Source organism: Brevibacterium sp. SMBL_HHYL_HB1, from assembly GCF_018208375.1.
In the GTDB taxonomy this organism is placed as follows: domain Bacteria; phylum Actinomycetota; class Actinomycetes; order Actinomycetales; family Brevibacteriaceae; genus Brevibacterium; species Brevibacterium intestinavium.
Window position 1 is genome coordinate 728,934 of sequence record NZ_CP062936.1, and the last position, 16,140, is coordinate 745,073.

Here is a 16,140-nt window from a genome sequence, read left to right on the forward strand (position 1 = left end):
CTTATGGCGTGGACCGCCGATGACGTTTCGAATCTCAACGTTCTGAATGCTTACCCACAAGAAATTTCCACTATTCGCGCCCTGCTAGAAGTGTGGCGGCGCAGGTGGCCGAAGAATGTTCGACGGTCGCTGTATTACGACACTGAGCAGGCGTTCAAAGACCTTGGAATCGCTCTTCCGCCTCAGTTGAAAAAGGCGAAGTTCGTTCTGGGGTGGGGGACTCAGGCTGTGAAGAAACCGGCCATGCGTTCACAGTTCGAGGGGCTGCGCCTTCCGGGGTCGGACGATCCTTTCGACCTGAACGAGATTCTTATTCAGAACCGTTTCGCGTTGGAGTTCTCGCAGGCGAACGTTTCCGCGTGTACTCATGGCATGGCCCTTGTGACTGTTGCTAAGGGCCGTGAGGGTGAATCTCCGGTGCAGATTCAGGCTCATTCGGCTGAATCGTCTGCGGCGTTGTGGGATCGCCGGAATAGGCGTCTTGGATCGGCGTTGACGGTCGGAAGTATTGAGGACGACCGGCCCACTGAGTTCGTGGTGTACCTGCCTGACGTGGTGCTTGAATGCACGTACTCGAAGGGCACAGGATGGGTTGCGAAACGTCACCCCAACACGATTGGCCGCGTCCTCGCGGTGCCGGTCCCTCACGACCCGCAGTTGCGCCGCCCGTTCGGGCGTTCGCGTCTCACGAATTCGGTTATGGCCCTGTGTGACATGGCGGTGCGTGCTTACGTGAGAATGGAAGCTAACGCAGAGTTCTACTCGACACCTCAGATCGCTCTTCTGGGCGTCGATCCTGAATCGTTCGATGGGCAAATGTCGGAGTCCATGAAGTTCAAGCTTGCTATGGACCGTTTGCTTGCATTGACGAAGGACGCTGACGGCGAAAAACCCGAACTGACTCAGCTTTCGCAGGCGTCAATGGCACCTCATTCGGACATGCTGCGCACTGTCGCTATGGCGTTCAGTGGTGAGACGGGAATCCCGCCGTCATCGTTGGGCATCATCCACGATCAGCCTTCTTCGGCTGAAGCTATCCGGGCGAATGAGCACGACATGCTCGTTGACGTTACCTATCAGAACAAGTTCGTTCTGTCTGACGCTGTGCGTGAGATTGCAATTCTCGCGGTCATGGTTAGGGACGGGTTGAAGGAAGTTCCCGATGAGGCGTGGAGCCTTTCGTCTCGGTTCGCTGATCCTGAGTTTCAATCACTGTCGGCTCAGTCGGATTCGGTGCAGAAGCTCGCTTCTCAAATGCCGATTCTGGCACAGTATCCGGTCCTCTTGGAACGCATTTTCAATGATGACGAGGTGGAGCGGATTCGCGCCGATCAGCGGCGTTCCACGGTGTCTGAGTTTATGCGGCAGGTTCAGGACAGGGCGGAGACTTCGCCCCGCGTTGAGGAAGCCGCCGCTGCTGGTGTAGCTCGGCAGGTCGAAGAATGATCGACTACGCGACAACTCTCGGGTACGCGTCTCTTCTGGATCAGCTAAGCAAGCACGCCCTAGCTGAGCTTGATCGTCTGTTCGGAGCCGTCTCGGGCTTCTCAGACCGTGAAAAGGTCGAAGCCTTCATGGACCTGATGCCGGAGCTTGGCAACAAGTACGGTTCCGCGTCCTCCGAGGTGTCGGCAGAGTTCTTTGACGAACTGAATCAGATTCAAGAGGTCAAACGGCCTATCAGCCCGGAATCGTTCGTGGAAATGCCCCCGTCCTACTGGCATTCGCTGGTCGGCTGGGGCACTTCTGACGGTTTCGCAGACTGGGCGAAGATCGCCGGGGGACTCACACGGCGGTTATCGGAAATGTCAGCGGACACGATGATCGGCAACGCCGAATTGCAGGGCGGTCTTTCCGCCCAACGAGTGCCCCGAATCGGGTGCTGCGCGTTCTGTTCCATGCTGGCGTCTCGCGGGGCCGTCTACACCCCCGGTTCGGCTGGCGGTGTTGTTGGCCGTGGCCGTCCGATTGGCTCGCACAAGCAGGCGAAGGGCATTCGCCCCCGTGGTGCTCGAAGGATGGGCGAGGACTATCACGACAATTGTCGGTGCCGTGTGGTCACGGTGACAGCGAACAACTCGGTTCAGCTCTCGAAAGAAGCTGACCGGCATTTCGAACTGTATGAGGAAGCTCGGGACAAGGTGAATTCCGGCCTTGAGCTGAACGTCATTCAGTCCCGCGTCGGAGGCTCTCTCAAGAACGAATATGAGTGGATCGACGCCTCAGGCGAATCCCGTTCAGCCAAGGACAAAACGAACGAGATCGTCAAATACATGCGCCACAAACTCGGCGCGTAAAACCCCACAGATTTCCAAGCCCCGCACGGGGCTTTTTTAATGCCGCACGGCAGAAAGGCGGATTGGTTATGGACTATGAAGCGGAATACAACAAGCTCAAGACGGAATTTGACGAACTGAAGTCTGAATCCCGTAAGTGGGAGGACCGGAGCAAGGCAAATTACAAGGATTTGCAGGACGCTCAGATGGCCCTTTCGGAACGGGATAAGGCGATTGAGGACGCGAATTCTCGCCTGTCTGAGCTTGAGGCCGCCAACGGCGATATGAAGTCCAAACTTGACCAGTTTGAACAGGCTGAGGCGCAGGCAGCACAGGAGAAGGCGCACGCCGAACTTGTGAGTGAAGTCGCTGAGGCTACGGGCATTGATGCGTCTGCTCTTCGCGGGACCACGAAGGAAGAGCTTGAGGCGCACGCGGAAACGCTAAAGGCCGTGTTCAAGCCGTCCGCGCCTGTCATTGAAGGACAGGCGAACACACCGGGCGAACAGCCCTCTGACGAGTTGCGCGAATTCACGCGTGGCTTGTTCTCAAGCGACGAATAAGGAGAAATACTTATGTCTGTTCTCAAGACGGGGGATCTGAAGGTCCCCACTCAGCTCTTTGAACCGTGGGTGAAGCGCATTCACGACGGTTCGGCTATTTCCACCCTCTCGGGGGCTGTGCCGATGAAGTTCGGCAAGGGTGAGGCGTTCAGCTTTGACATTGGTGAAGCTGAGTACGTCGGCGAGGGTTCCCAGAAGGGTCCATCGAAGTTCACTCAGACTTCGCAGACCTATGAGCCGTTCAAGTTCCACAAGACGGTCCGTTGGACTGAAGAGGTTCAGTGGGCTGACGAGGATCACCAGATGGGTGTTGTTCAGGAAATCCTGAACCTCATTCAGCCTGCCCTTTCGCGTGCCCTTGACTTCGGTGTCATTCACGGAGTCAACCCTGCAAGCGGTCAGACCGTCTCCGCTATGACTCAGAAGCTTGTCAGCACCGAAAACGAAGTCGAGTTCGGCGCGGATGACCGCGTGGGTGACGTTGTGGACGAGGCTACCGGCCTTCTTCTCGACGGCGGCGGTGTGCCTGACGGTATCGCCGTTGATCCGAAGTTCGCTGCTGCGATTACACGCACGCGTCTTGTTGATGCGAACGGCAACCGGGCACAGAAGATGTACCCGGAATTCTCGTTCCGTAGCTCTGAATCGCAGTTCGACGGACTCAGCGCGGCCACGGCTCGCACCGTGGGCGCGGGTGGCGTCATCGACCCGGCTACCGGCCTTCTGGCGGTTGTGGGTGACTTCTCGGCTGTCCGTTGGGGCATTCAGAAGTCCATCGGCCTTGAAGTCATCAAGTACGGCGACCCGGACGGCCAGGGCGACCTGAAGCGAAACAACGAAGTCGCGTTCCGCGCTGAGGTTGTTTACGGCTGGGGAATCGCTGAGCTTGATCGCAACTTCGCGAAGATCGTCTCCGCCGACGGCGGCGACGACGGTAACGACGGCGGCGACGACGGTAACGACGGTGGCGATACGGGGGAATGACAACGCCGGGGGACAACGTATTCCCCGGCGACGACACTTTCCCTTCTGCTGACTGATTGAGTGCCCCCGGCCTTCGGGCCGGGGCCGATCACCGGAAGGGGTGTATATGCCTGAAGTTGAACCTTTCCCGTTTGCCACGTTGGACGAGCTGAAGGAACGGTGGCCCGATTTCCCGCCTGGTGCTGACAAGTACGCAGAGAAACTTCTAGAGGACGGTTCACAGTTCATTCTTGATGTGTGCCCCTCTGCGGCAAACGCTTCCGAATCAACACGGCGGCGGGTGTTGTGCGCGGTCGTGAAACGGCGCATGTATGCCGAACAGTCAGACCTCGCGGGGCTTGCGTCGGCATCACTCACTACAGGGCCGTTTGCGGAGTCCATGACCCCAGCGAATCCCGACGGTGACTTCTTCTTGAAGAAGCAGGAACGTAGGGCGTTGGGTGAAGGGCAGCAGAAGGCTTTCGGCGTGAAGATCGCTGACACCGGCTGTGTCGATCACCGCCCATGGTGTGCGCTCGCGTTCGGAGCCGTCTACTGCTCTTGTGGGGCGGACCTGACTCTAGAGGGGCCGCTATGGGAAGAGTGAGGCACCGTGGCGGCGAGACTGTCGTTCTTCACCCGCTCATTGAAGGTTCTGAGGACGCACACGGTAACCCGGTTGAGGACTGGGGGCCGGACGTTGAGCGCAAGAAATGCGCTGTCGAACCGCGTGTGCAAGAGGTGGACAACGAACTAGGCCGTTCGCCGGTCGTGTACGGGTTCACCGTCTATGACACGTTCGATTCCCCGGTGACTGACCGTGACGAAATGACCGTGCGCGGCGTTCGTTGCAGGGTGGACGGCGAGATTGCGCGCTGGCGCAACCCGTTCACGGGTCAGGCGAAGGGGTCTGTCATCACTTTGAAGCGGGTGGACGGGTGAGCAAACGAATCAAGCTGAACAATGCCGGTTTCCGTGCCTTGCGTACTTCGCCCGGTGTGAAGCGTGACCTGATGAAGCGCGCTCAGCGTGTGGCTGAGGCAGCGGGGGATGGGTTCGAAGCCCACGAATCCCCTTCTTCTAACCGTGCTCGCGCAACAGTCGGAACGCGCACAGCGAAGGCGCGGCGGAAACAGTCGAAGGACAACGTTCTACAGCGTGCCCTATCTGCCGGGAGGTGACATGGAAACGCTCGTGTTCCCGGACGGCAAAGCCCTGCTGATCGCGTGGCTGAAACAGTTAACGGGCCTCACTGTCGCCTCTGCGGTTCCCAAAACGCGCCCTGACGAGTTCGTAAAGGTTCAGGACGCGGGAATGCAGCGCGTGGACCGCCATATCCGAGAACTGTCGTTCACGCTCGAATTCTGGGCGAAGGCAACCACTCGTGCCTATGGCATCGGGGCGGCTGTACTCGCCCATTTCGAGTCCGTGGACGCTTTGGACGGAGTGACGGTCTACCACCCCCGCGATTGGGGTCCACCTGTCGAGCTACCCGACGAATCGGGTCAACCCCGATATACGGCGACGGTCTCATTTCGCCTCAAATCAAGCCCCCTTAGCGGGGCTTTTTTCATGCCCGGAAACGGGCGGTAAGGAGTTTTCAAAATGGCTGGTGTTACAGCAAGCGCAAACGTTTCGGTTGGCAAGCCGAATCTGCGCGTCTCGGGCGGTATTCTTCGCGCCCCTCTCGGCTCGGAGCGTCCGACTGATCCTGACGGTGCCCTTGATTCGGCTTACGAGTCGGCTGGGTATATCGGTGAGGACGGCGTTTCCGAAGAGTCGGAGCGGTCCACTGAGGATATTCGCGCATGGGGTGGCATCAAGGTTCGCACCGTGCAGACCGAATACGGAACGACTCTCACGTTCACCTTCATTGAGTCCCGCCGTGCGCTGGTGCTCAAGTCCGTTTTCGGTGAGAACAACGTGACCATTGACCCGAAGGGTTTCATCAAGGTTCGGCGCAACGAGACGCCGCTTGAGTCCGCTCAGTGGGTTGTGGACATGAAGGATGGCGACCGTGGCGCGCGCCGTCTCGACGTTGGCAACGGTCAGATCACTGAGGTTGGCGACATTTCCTATGTGGACGGTGAAGCCATTTCCTACGAGGTCACCATGTCCTGTGACCCGGACGAGAACGGCGACACCCTGATCGAGTACGTCACTGACCCTGATTTCCAGGACGACGACGGTAACGACGGCGGCGACGACGGTAACGACGGCGGCGATACGGGGGAATGACAACGCCGGGGGACAACACGTTTCCCGGCGACAACCTATTTCCAGAAAGGAATGAGTAATGGCATTTGAGCCTGACAAGTGGGTGGATGGCGAAGAGGGCGGAACGCCCATCACCGCCGATGAACTGAATCGCATTGAAGCCGCAGGCGCGGAGAAGGCCTCGCAGGGGCCGAAGGGAGACAAGGGCGACCCTGGCTCTGATGGTCTCTCGGCGTTTGAGGTTGCCAAGTCTGAGGGGTTCGAGGGGACTGTCACCGAATGGCTGGCGTCCCTCAAGGGCGACAAGGGCGACCCTGGCGCTGACGGTAAGGACGGCGCGAAGGGCGACAAGGGCGACCCTGGCGCGGATGGTTTCGGTACTGAAAAGCAGTACAACGATCTTGTTTCGCGCCTCGAAGCCCTTGAGGAGGCAGCCGCAGGCTGACTCTCTCTTTTCTGGCCGGGGGTGACTTCGCCCCCGGCCACCACCATTTTTGTTTGAAAGGAAACACCACACATGACCACCGCAAAGAAGAGCATGGCACCGCGCAGAAAAGGCAAGAAACAGTACAGCATGGTTTCGTTCGAACTGGACGGGTTCGAAGGCGAGTTCACCATGCCGAAGATCGACCAAATGCCGCTCGGAGTGGGCCGGAAGTTCGAGAACGGCGACATTGACGCGCTCATGGACTTCCTCTATGAGTACGCCGAAGATTCCGCGCCGGTCGTTGACGATCTGAGCGGTGAAGAAGTTCAGGACTTCATGACTGCGTGGGCTAAGGCTAGTGGGGTTGAAGTCGAAAAATCCGAAGCCTGATCGCACTTATTGACGAGCAACCGGGGGCGTTGAATTCGGACCTTATGAGGATCGGGTTACGTCTTCGGTGGCTTGACGGGTCCGATCAGGATTTCACTCTTGGCGACCTTCTGGATTTCGTGGAGCACGCGACACCGGATATGGCGATTTACCGGGTTCTTAACCCGGATGCTGAGTGGACGTTAACGAACATGATTTTGGCGCAAATGTGGGACGCACAGGTCATGTGGCGGTGGGTTGACGGTGGGAAGAAGGGGCCGAAACCTAAACCTATTCCGCGTCCTGGTGTTACTGAGACGCACACGAAGAGCTACACGGTTTCGGAGACTTCCACGGTTGACGAGATTGATGAATGGTTGAAGGGCCGCGTGAAAACGGGGTAACCACCACTTTTCTGACAGTTCGATTTGAAAGGGGAGTGGTGGCCCGTGGCGGCTGTCGAGTTGGCAAATGCTTACGTGTCGTTGGCGGTGTCCTCTAAGGGGCTCGGCAAAGACATTGTTAAGCAATTCGGCGGGGTTGAGAAACAGGCCGAATCGACCGGTAAACGGGCCGGTTCCCGGCTCATGGCCGGACTTCGCAAGACTGCGAAGCGTACAGCTGTCGGTGCTGGTGTTGCAGCGGGTGCGGCTGTCGGTGCTGCCGTGGTCAGCGGATTCAAAACCGCTGTAGCACGCGACAACTCGGAACGCGTCATGGAAGGTCTCTACGGTAACGCGAAGCTAGCAACTACAACGTTGCGTGACCTTCGCAAAGTGGCCGGTGATTCCCCTATTGACTATGTGGCTTACACGAAGGCCGCTGAATCCCTCGCTTACGCGGGGATCAAGGGCAAGGACGCTACAGGCGTGCTTGAGAACGTCGGCAAGGCAATCGTGGCCGCTGGCGGTGACTCTACGAAGCTCGATCAGGCTATGGGCGGCGTCATGAAGGCCGTCAATAACGGCGGAATCGCCATGATGGATTCGCTCAGCATGATTTCCGAATCGGGCGTGCCTATCCTGTCCGGCCTGGGCGAGAAGTTTGGTGTCACCACTGACGAGGTTAAGAAAATGGCCTCTCAGGGCAAGATCAGCATTGAGGACGTTATGAGCGTCCTTCAGGACGGCACCGGGCAGACGTTCCAAGACATGATTAAGGCTGGTGAGTCGGCGTCTAACTCGTTCGGCAACCAGTGGAAAATGGCGAAGGACCAAATCTCTAACGCCATTGGTGACGTACTGTTGCCGCTGCTCAAGAAGATCGCCCCGGCCATTAAGCCTATGGCTGACGCGTTGGTCGCTGGGATCGCTGATATTCCGGCGATCTTCCAGACCATTGCTGACGCTGGCGGCAAGGTGTGGAACGTCCTTAAAGACTGGTCTCCGCTGATCTTTAGCATTGTGGGCGCGTTCGCCGCCTATAACGCGGTTCTCGGGATCAGCAACGCTCTGTCGTGGGCGCGGTATCTGATCGAACAGCGGTCCCTCATTCTCGGGGCAACGCGTATCGCTCTCACAAACGGCATGGCGGCGGCGCAGGCAGCTCTGAACGCGGTCATGTCCGCTAACCCAATCGGCCTTATCGTGGCCGGTCTGGTGCTGCTAGTCGGTGGCCTAGTCATGGCGTACAAGAAGCTCGGTTGGTTCCGAGATTTCGTGAACGTGGTTTGGGCGGCGATTAAGGTGGCTGCGCAGGCTGTGGGCGATTGGTTCATGAATACCTTGTGGCCGGGGCTGAAGGCCGCTGTGGATGGTATCGGGGCCGGGTTCACCTGGCTGTATCAGAACGCGATCAAGCCCGCCTGGGACGGTATCAAGGCCGCGATTGACGTTGTGGTCGGTTGGTTCAATACGTCCGTCGCGCCTGGTGTTCAGGCGACAACAAGCGGCATCGGGTCCGTGTTCACCTGGCTTTATCAGAACATCATCAAGCCTGTTTTCGACGGAATCGGTTTTGTGATCGGTCTTTGGTGGACCGGCGTTAAGACCTATTTCGGTTTCGTGCAGGCAATTATTATGAACGTGCTAGTTCCGGCGTTTAAGAAAATCTGGGAAATCGTCTCGTTCGTGTTCAAGCTTGTCGGCGCGATTATTTCCACTACTTGGAATTCGGCCATTAAGCCAATTTTCACCGCAATTGTCCAGTTTATTGCCAACCAGCTTATTACGCGGTTCAATAACCTGAAGAACAATGTGACAATTGTGTGGAACGCCATGAAAGCAATCATGGGCGCGGTCTGGAACTGGTTGAAAGTCAACGTTTTCCAGCCAATCATGAATTGGATTCAGGCGAAAATCGTTGTCCCCTTCCAGGTTATGCAACGCAAGGTCCGCTATGTGTGGAATCTTGTGAAACAGCTTTTGAAAGCTGGCTGGGATTGGATGAAAACTAACGTGTTCTCCCCAATCATGAATTGGGTGCAGCAACGCGTTATCAACTCGTTCAACCGAATGCGCAACGGGATCAATAGTGTTTGGTCTAAGGTGCGTAACCTTCTGCGTGCCGGTTGGGATTTCATTAAGGACAAGGTTTTCAGTCCTCTAATGAATTTCATTAAGTCCGATGTGCCCGGAGCCTTTGAAAAGGGCAAGGATGCAATCGGTAACGCGTGGGACAAGGTTAAGGCTGTTGCCAAGAAGCCGATTAAGTTCGTCATCGAAACGGTGATCAACAAGGGCATCATCGACAAGTTCCGCGACGTGGGCAAGTTCTTCAACATGAAGGACAAAGACCTGCCTAAGCATGTGTCTTTGCCTAAGGGATTCGACACGGGCGGTTACACCGGGCCTGGCCGGAAGTATAAGCCTGCCGGGATCGTCCACGCGGACGAGTACGTGCTCAGGAAAGAGGCTCAGCGCAAGCTCAGCCGCAACTATGGGCGCGGAATGCTCGACCACATGAACCGCTTCGGCACGATCCCCGGTTATGCCGGGGGCGGCATGGTGTGGAACAACCTGTGGGGAATCATCAAAAAGAAGTTCCCGTGGGCGCGTCTCACATCGGCCTATCGCGGTGGTTCACAGACCGTTTCGGGAAATACGTCCTATCACGCTTCCGGTAAGGCAGTGGACCTAGCTGGACGCGGCTCAATGAACATGGGCGACATGATGAAGATATTCAACTTCATCCATGACAACTATGGGCAGTCCTCGGAACTGATTCACACGCCTGCTGGTGGCCGTCAGATCAAGAACGGCCGTCATTACAAGTACACCGGGGCCGTGGCTAAGCAGCACTACAACCACGTTCACTGGGCGAACAAGACGAAGTTCGGTGGCCCTACTGCTGGGGCGACTGGTGCCGATAACGGTGGCGGTAGTGGCCTGTCGTGGGACTTCTTCGCTGGCCCGTTCAACAAACTGAAGGACAAACTGAGTTCTTGGTTCGAGAAGTGGGGCCCAGCGGGGCAGGTCGTGAAGTCTGCCGCGTCCTGGGGGATTGATCGTCCTCTTGAGTGGATGAAGGACAACATTTCTAAGGTCGCCGGTTTCGTGTCTGACGCATGGGACGGCGCGAAGGAAATGGTTGTCAACGGTACTGCTAAGGCTCAGGGTCGCGCGTGGGCTTTGAAGAACGGGATCAGGGGTGAGCAGTGGAAGGCTGTTGACTACATCATTTCCCGTGAATCGTCGTGGAATCCGAAGGCTCAGAATCCGCGTTCGACGGCTGCGGGTCTGCCACAGCTCATTGCGGCGAATCAGCGTCATTACGGCGTGTATCCGATCCGTCAACAGTCGGTTTGGAAACAGCTTGACGCGTTCATGAAGTACGTAACTGAGCGGTTCGGCGGCGTCCTGCAAGCGCGGGACTTCTGGAAGTCTCACCACTATTACGACACGGGCGGTCTCGTGACCCCGACTCTGTTTGATAAGGGCGGGGCACTGATGCCCGGTACGCATTTGGTGGCGAATCAGACGGGCAAGCCTGAGTACATTCTGCCTTCGCGTGTCACTGACGCGCTCATTGGCGGGAATCTCGTTGGCGGTCGCGAAGAGCACTTCCATTTTCACGGTCCCGATCCTGACGCGGCTATGCGGTCCTATGAGTCCACTCGCCGCCGTCGTGAGCTTTTGGAGGTGAGGTAATGCGGTTTAGGCCGAAGATTTCCCTGCATGGCTCGGGTGAGGTTGTGGAGCTGTCGAACGGTTCTCATGCTGACTTCACCCTCATGCAGGGGGCTTCCGGTTTGGGGATGCGGCCACGGGAGATTACTACCGTGGCCCTCCCCTCTGGGGGTTCGTTGGTTCAGCATCGTAAGGGGCTTGAGGCTGAGGTTCAGATTCCCGTCCTGTTGGGTGGGTCTGAGCGGAAGCGTTGGGATTTGCGGCGCAAGCTTGAACGGCTCGTGCGCGATGAGGTTGAGATTCGCGTAACCCGTCCGAACGGTGTGTATCGTTCCCGGTTCGGTTTCTATAAGGCTGGGCTGGAAGGCGAATACGGGGCGGGTGAGGATTCCCCGAACGGTCAGAAGTTAGTCCTTGAGTTCACTTGCCCTGAGGGTATGTGGAAGGGTGAACAGCAAGACCCTGAGTTTCGTCTGGCTGGGATTCGCAAACGGTTCCTGTCCGAACGTGCTGAGCCGGTGCCGACTGGTCGGCGCAACCTGTGGCGCGGGTCGAAGCTCTCAGTAGACCGCTCAAACATCTCGATCAGCGGAAACTATGAAGCGGAACAGGTTGAAGACGGTTTGCGCATTACTGGCAAAGCCGACCCTGGAACAGGTGCGTTCTCGCTGACCTGGACCCCAACCGGGGGCATGATTAACGATCTTCCCCACTCGGGAACTCTAAGCCTGACGGTTCCACTCAGGAACGACGGGGACATGCCCGTGCCGGTGCGAGTTGCCATGTGGACGCGGGATAAGGACGGAAAGACTCTCACGACTGGCGTTGATTACGGCCACGTCATGAATCCCGGTGAGGTCTACCTGGCGAAGGTGGAAGCTCAAGAGCTGACTGAAGATTCGTTTGATGCTCGGTACTCGATGTACTACGGAGCGAACACTGATCGCCCTCAGATTGGGGCGGTGTTCACGGTGCTCGACGGCATCACACTTGTGCAGGACGACGTGGCGGCAGAGCCAATTAACGGGGATGCTCCATTCTGGGGCTGGGTGGGCAAACCTGGCGACTCTGAATCAGTCGAATTCGAGAAGAGTTCCACCTATCAATCTCCGTTCTTCCCGATGATCCTCGCGTCATCCGCGGTTCAAGGTGAGATTGATCTGGACATCGGCGGTGACGCACCCGTGTACCCGACTTGGGTTATCGACGGGCCGGGATCGGACCTGATTATCGAAAACGATAAGGGCGACTCGCTGAAAGTCCTTACTGAGTTCGAGGATCAAGTCACGATCACCACCGATCAACTGCGGCAGGACATTACTTCCCCGTCCATGCCTGACGGGGAACTGTGGGAGTACGTACCCACTGACTCCAAGTTCTTCGCCCTTGAACCGGGAAAGAACAAGCTGAAGGTGTCAATGGTCGGAGCGAAACCTAACAGTCTCGTGAGGTGCCTTTATCGAGAAAACTATCTGGCGGGGTGGTGATGCAGCTTGATCGCCTACATGTATACGCCTGAGTTCGTGAAGCGGGGCACTCTCCCAACTATCGGAGGGTCATGCAAGCTTCGCCGTAACGGGGTCCACACGTTCACTCTGAACGTGGACGGCGGTTCAGCCCTACCCTGCGTGTCAGGGTGAGTTGAGTCCACCGGTTCATAGCAAGTCCGCCTTAGCAGGGCGAGATCAGGAACAACCACGATGAGTATCTCGACTCTCTCCCCATCATCAACTCCGATCGGCGATGATGGAACGATGAACCCTCGCCACCCACGCGCTGATGGTCCACGCCGACGTACCTTCACCCCCGACCAAAAACTCGCCCACCTGACCGCGTACGAAGAAGCCTGCAGGCAGCAGCAGGGAGGAGCCTACCTGCGCCGTGAGGGGCTGTATTCCTCGCTGATCACCGAATGGCGCAGACTGCGCGATGCGGGTGTCTTGGATGGAAAGAAGCCCGGTCAGGCGGTCGGGAAGCCGAGCAAGGATCAGGCTGAGATTGCCCGGTTGCGCCGCGAGCTCGAGCAGACCCAGCAGCGTTTGGACCGCACGGAGACGGCATTGGAGATTATGGGAAAAGCACGCGCGCTCTTGGAAGAGACCTCCAAGAGCGCGGATACCGAGACCAGGCGGAAGAAGCGCTGATGAACGCCTACACCGAGCTGACCGTCCACGGCTTGAGTACCCGGGGCGCGGCTGGGCTGACCGGTATCGCGCGGTCGACCGCGGCACGCCGCCGCAGACGTTCAGGCCCGCCTGTACCGCGGGAGGTGGTCCCGGCCAACCGGCTCGACTGCACTGAACGAGCGCATGTGCTGGCCGTGCTCAACAGTGCTGAGTTCGTCGATTCCACCCCGATGCAGGTCTTCGCCACTCTCCTCGACCGGGGCGTCTACCTCTGCTCGATCTCGACGATGTATCGGATCCTGGCCGAGCATGCCCAGGTCAGAGAACGTCGACGGCAGGCCAGGCATCCTGCCCGAGCGGTGCCGGAACTGGTCGCTGACGGGCCGGGACAGGTGTATACGTGGGACATCACCAAGTTGGCCGGACCGACCCGGGGTGTGTACTACGACGCCTATGTGATGATCGATATCTACTCCCGCTACATCGTTGGTGCTCATGTCCATGCTCGTGAGTCCGGACCGTTGGCTCAGGAGATGATGGCCGAGGTGTTCGGCATCCACGGCATCCCACAGGTGGTCCATGCCGACCGGGGCACGTCGATGACGTCGAAGTCCGTGGCTACACTGTTGGCCGATCTGGAAGTGACCAGATCGCATTCGCGGCCGAAGGTCTCCAACGACAATCCCTATTCCGAAGCGTGGTTTAAAACGTTGAAGTATGCGCCGGTCTTTCCCGAACGATTCGGGTCTTTGGCTGGGGCGCGAGGGTTCATCGACGAGTTCGTGTCCTGGTATAACCATGAACATCACCACCAGGGACTCGGTCTGCATACGCCGGCCGATGTCCACTACGGACTCGCAGCGGCCAAGGCGAATGAACGCGCTGACGTCCTCGCCGCGGCCCGGGCGGCTCATCCTGAACGGTTCGCCACGAACGCACCCCCGAAGGTCCTCGACCTCCCTGCGGCTGCCTGGATCAACAAGCCCGTCGAGAGCACGACTGACGACGACCGCCAGCAGGTTGAGCTACCAGCTGCCTAACTCCCGCTGGTCTCACTCACCTTGACAAATTCCGCTATGGCAGCGGTTTGATAAAGACTGGCGTGTAGTCATCTACGACGAGGGGCGACGACTGCTATCGGGTGCGCCCCTCAAGATCGTTGAGAAGGCGTCAGGCGGGGTTGTTGAGTCCGAACTGACTGGTGAGTCTGACATGACTTGGCTGAAGGACATGATTACCCTGCCTGACCCGACAAGCGCGGCTGACAAGCAAGGGGAAGCGGCTTACTGGAATAAGAAGGGCGCTGCGGGTGCCCTGATTCGTGACCTTGTGGACGTGAATGTTGGCCCTTCGGCACGGTCTGAGTATCAGCGGCCTCTTGTCATCGGTGACGTTGTGACTGGCCCTGACGGGTCGATCAACAGCCGTTTCAAACCCGTCTTGGACGAGGTTGAGACGTTGGCGGAAACTGCCGGCCTCACGGTGGACATTGTGCAGGATGACGAGTTGAAGAAGTCTGTTCTGACGGTCACTGAGGGGCGGGACTTCGCGCGCCGTATCCGGTTGTCACATGACAACGGTGGTATCGAATCCCACGAATTCACACTTGAAGCCCCCACGGTCACGTCAGTACTTGTGGCCGGTCAGGGCGAAGGGGAGAAGCGGGCTCTGAAGCTCACTCACGGGAACGAGAATTCGTGGGGGTTCCGGTCGTTGCAGTTCCAAGACCGGCGAGACACAGACGATGAAGCCGAATTGGACGCGGCTGGCACGGACACGCTCACTGAGGGGCAAGAGAAGGCGACCGTGAACCTGCAAGTCAACGACACCCCGCGCATTCGGTTCGGGCGTGACTTCTGGCTCGGGGACACGGTGACGGTGCAACTGTCCACGGGAGTTGTCATCACGGACACGGTTCAGATGGCTGAGCTGACGTGGGACGAGAACGGGCGGAAGGTGGCCCTTCAGGTTGGGCCTACGGCTGATGACGAAAACCAGCCTCGCCCCGTGAAGGAAATCAACAAGCTTTGGCGTGCCGTGCGTGCGCTACAAACACGATAAGGGGTGCTAATGGCTGAGCCAACACCGGAGAGCAATCTTGCTCTTATTGAAGAGCTTCAGACTCTCGTTTCTGCTGATTCTTATGAGGCCGTGGACGGGCCGGAGTTCTCTTATCCTGCTGTCGGCCAGGCAGTGGATGACGAAATGTGGCAGTACGTCACTCTCGCACTCGGGAACGGGGTGCTTGATGACGGCGGGCGTCCTTATTGGTTGCGCAAACTCGATTCAGACTCAGAGACCAATAGTGCCAATCAGATGATTCTCACGGTCGCAGAAGGTCGAGGAACGGCCCAAGCCGTGCTGTATGGCTTCTACCATCGTCTGCTGCGAGACATGCGGCTGGACTTCCCGATGCCGGTGGCTGAAACAACATATTACGTAGTGTTGGAGCTTAACCCGCTGAAGGCTAGAAGTCCCGAGGGTCCGATTTCGGTGCAGGTTTACCCGAATGAGCTGAACACTGAATCTGGGCGCAGACATCTTGGCCTTTGGGAGGTGACCCGTAAACCGAATCAGCTACTCACAGACGCAACTATCACACGCACAAGAATCCGTGCAGCGCCGACAATTTACGTCTATTACGAAGAGCACAAGCCGGACCCAAACGAGCAGCTTTCGGGGTCGCTGTGCATGGTTGGTGAGAACAGCTCGTGGTATCGCGTCTCTAGTGATGACGCGGACACAGACGGCAACCGTTCGTGGGTTCCGCTGACTTCGCCTAAATGGTTGCCTCTGACGTTGGCGAATGTTCGAGAAAGCGCCGGTCACGGGTACGCGCCTTCCTACCAGAAGAAGGGTAAGAAGGTGCGCCTGCGAGGTCATATCCAGAGATCGAACGGTGAACTCTTCAAACAATCGCTGAACTCGGAGTTGGGCGGCTGGGACTTGGCGAAGCTTCCAAAGGAAGCCCGCCCAATACATTCCCATCATGAGATTGTCGCGGTTTCTGCGGAAGCTAACCCGAAATACGCGAAGGTCGTTGTCGGCACAGATGGCGTAGTTAAAGCGTTCGTGTCTGACGATTCGTCTTGGATTTCCATTGACGGGGTTGAGTTTGATGTGGAGTAACCC

15 protein-coding genes are annotated in these 16,140 nt (G+C 57.8%); all 15 read left to right on the forward strand.

Annotated elements, in window-relative coordinates; all coding sequences use genetic code 11:
* The first annotated feature begins 3 nt into the window (after window positions 1-3).
* The 15 genes from IG171_RS03475 (at window position 4) to IG171_RS03545 (ending at window position 16,137) form a co-directional block, all read left to right on the forward strand.
* Entirely contained in the window at window positions 4-1,446 is a 1,443-nt protein-coding gene (locus tag IG171_RS03475; protein ID WP_212129910.1) for a phage portal protein, read from the forward strand.
* Window positions 1,443-2,297 (forward strand): hypothetical protein, encoded by an 855-nt coding sequence (locus IG171_RS03480; protein ID WP_212129912.1) that lies wholly within the window; start codon window positions 1,443-1,445, stop codon window positions 2,295-2,297. The genes IG171_RS03475 and IG171_RS03480 overlap by 4 nt, the downstream gene beginning before the upstream one ends.
* 68 nt (window positions 2,298-2,365) lie before the next feature.
* Window positions 2,366-2,839, forward strand: a complete 474-nt coding sequence (locus IG171_RS03485) for a hypothetical protein (RefSeq protein ID WP_212129914.1) — start codon at window positions 2,366-2,368, stop codon at window positions 2,837-2,839.
* Window positions 2,840-2,851: 12 nt separating this feature from the next.
* Window positions 2,852-3,823, forward strand: a complete 972-nt coding sequence (locus IG171_RS03490) for a major capsid protein (protein ID WP_212129917.1) — start codon at window positions 2,852-2,854, stop codon at window positions 3,821-3,823.
* Window positions 3,824-3,929: 106 nt separating this feature from the next.
* A complete protein-coding gene (locus IG171_RS03495; RefSeq protein ID WP_212129920.1) occupies window positions 3,930-4,409 on the forward strand; it encodes a hypothetical protein in 480 nt (159 codons plus the stop codon).
* 134 nt (window positions 4,410-4,543) lie between these two features.
* Entirely contained in the window at window positions 4,544-4,744 is a 201-nt protein-coding gene (locus IG171_RS03500) for a hypothetical protein (RefSeq protein ID WP_212129922.1), read from the forward strand.
* A 240-nt stretch (window positions 4,745-4,984) separates the two neighbouring features.
* Window positions 4,985-5,395, forward strand: a complete 411-nt coding sequence (locus IG171_RS03505) for a hypothetical protein (protein ID WP_212129924.1) — start codon at window positions 4,985-4,987, stop codon at window positions 5,393-5,395.
* A gap of 12 nt (window positions 5,396-5,407) precedes the next feature.
* Entirely contained in the window at window positions 5,408-6,040 is a 633-nt protein-coding gene (locus IG171_RS03510) for a phage tail protein (RefSeq protein WP_212129926.1), read from the forward strand.
* Window positions 6,041-6,098: 58 nt separating this feature from the next.
* Window positions 6,099-6,464, forward strand: coding sequence for a hypothetical protein (locus IG171_RS03515; protein WP_212129928.1), 366 nt, complete (start codon window positions 6,099-6,101; stop codon window positions 6,462-6,464).
* A 72-nt stretch (window positions 6,465-6,536) separates the two neighbouring features.
* The gene (locus IG171_RS03520; protein WP_212129930.1) at window positions 6,537-6,836 is read left to right on the forward strand and encodes a hypothetical protein; all 300 of its coding nucleotides are present in this window, start codon (window positions 6,537-6,539) and stop codon (window positions 6,834-6,836) included.
* A gap of 428 nt (window positions 6,837-7,264) precedes the next feature.
* Window positions 7,265-10,903 (forward strand): tape measure protein, encoded by a 3,639-nt coding sequence (locus IG171_RS03525; protein WP_212129933.1) that lies wholly within the window; start codon window positions 7,265-7,267, stop codon window positions 10,901-10,903.
* 44 nt (window positions 10,904-10,947) lie between these two features.
* Window positions 10,948-12,369, forward strand: coding sequence for a hypothetical protein (locus IG171_RS03530; RefSeq protein ID WP_212129936.1), 1,422 nt, complete (start codon window positions 10,948-10,950; stop codon window positions 12,367-12,369).
* Window positions 12,370-12,636: 267 nt separating this feature from the next.
* Window positions 12,637-14,048 (forward strand): IS3 family transposase gene (locus tag IG171_RS03535; RefSeq protein WP_212131495.1). Its coding sequence is split into 2 segments (ribosomal slippage): window positions 12,637-12,985 and window positions 12,985-14,048, totalling 1,413 coding nucleotides; the frame shifts between segments, so codons are not numbered across the junction.
* 91 nt (window positions 14,049-14,139) lie between these two features.
* Window positions 14,140-15,069, forward strand: a complete 930-nt coding sequence (locus tag IG171_RS03540) for a siphovirus ReqiPepy6 Gp37-like family protein (protein ID WP_249204282.1) — start codon at window positions 14,140-14,142, stop codon at window positions 15,067-15,069.
* A gap of 9 nt (window positions 15,070-15,078) precedes the next feature.
* The gene (locus tag IG171_RS03545; protein WP_212129938.1) at window positions 15,079-16,137 is read left to right on the forward strand and encodes a hypothetical protein; all 1,059 of its coding nucleotides are present in this window, start codon (window positions 15,079-15,081) and stop codon (window positions 16,135-16,137) included.
* Window positions 16,138-16,140: the final 3 nt, after the last annotated feature.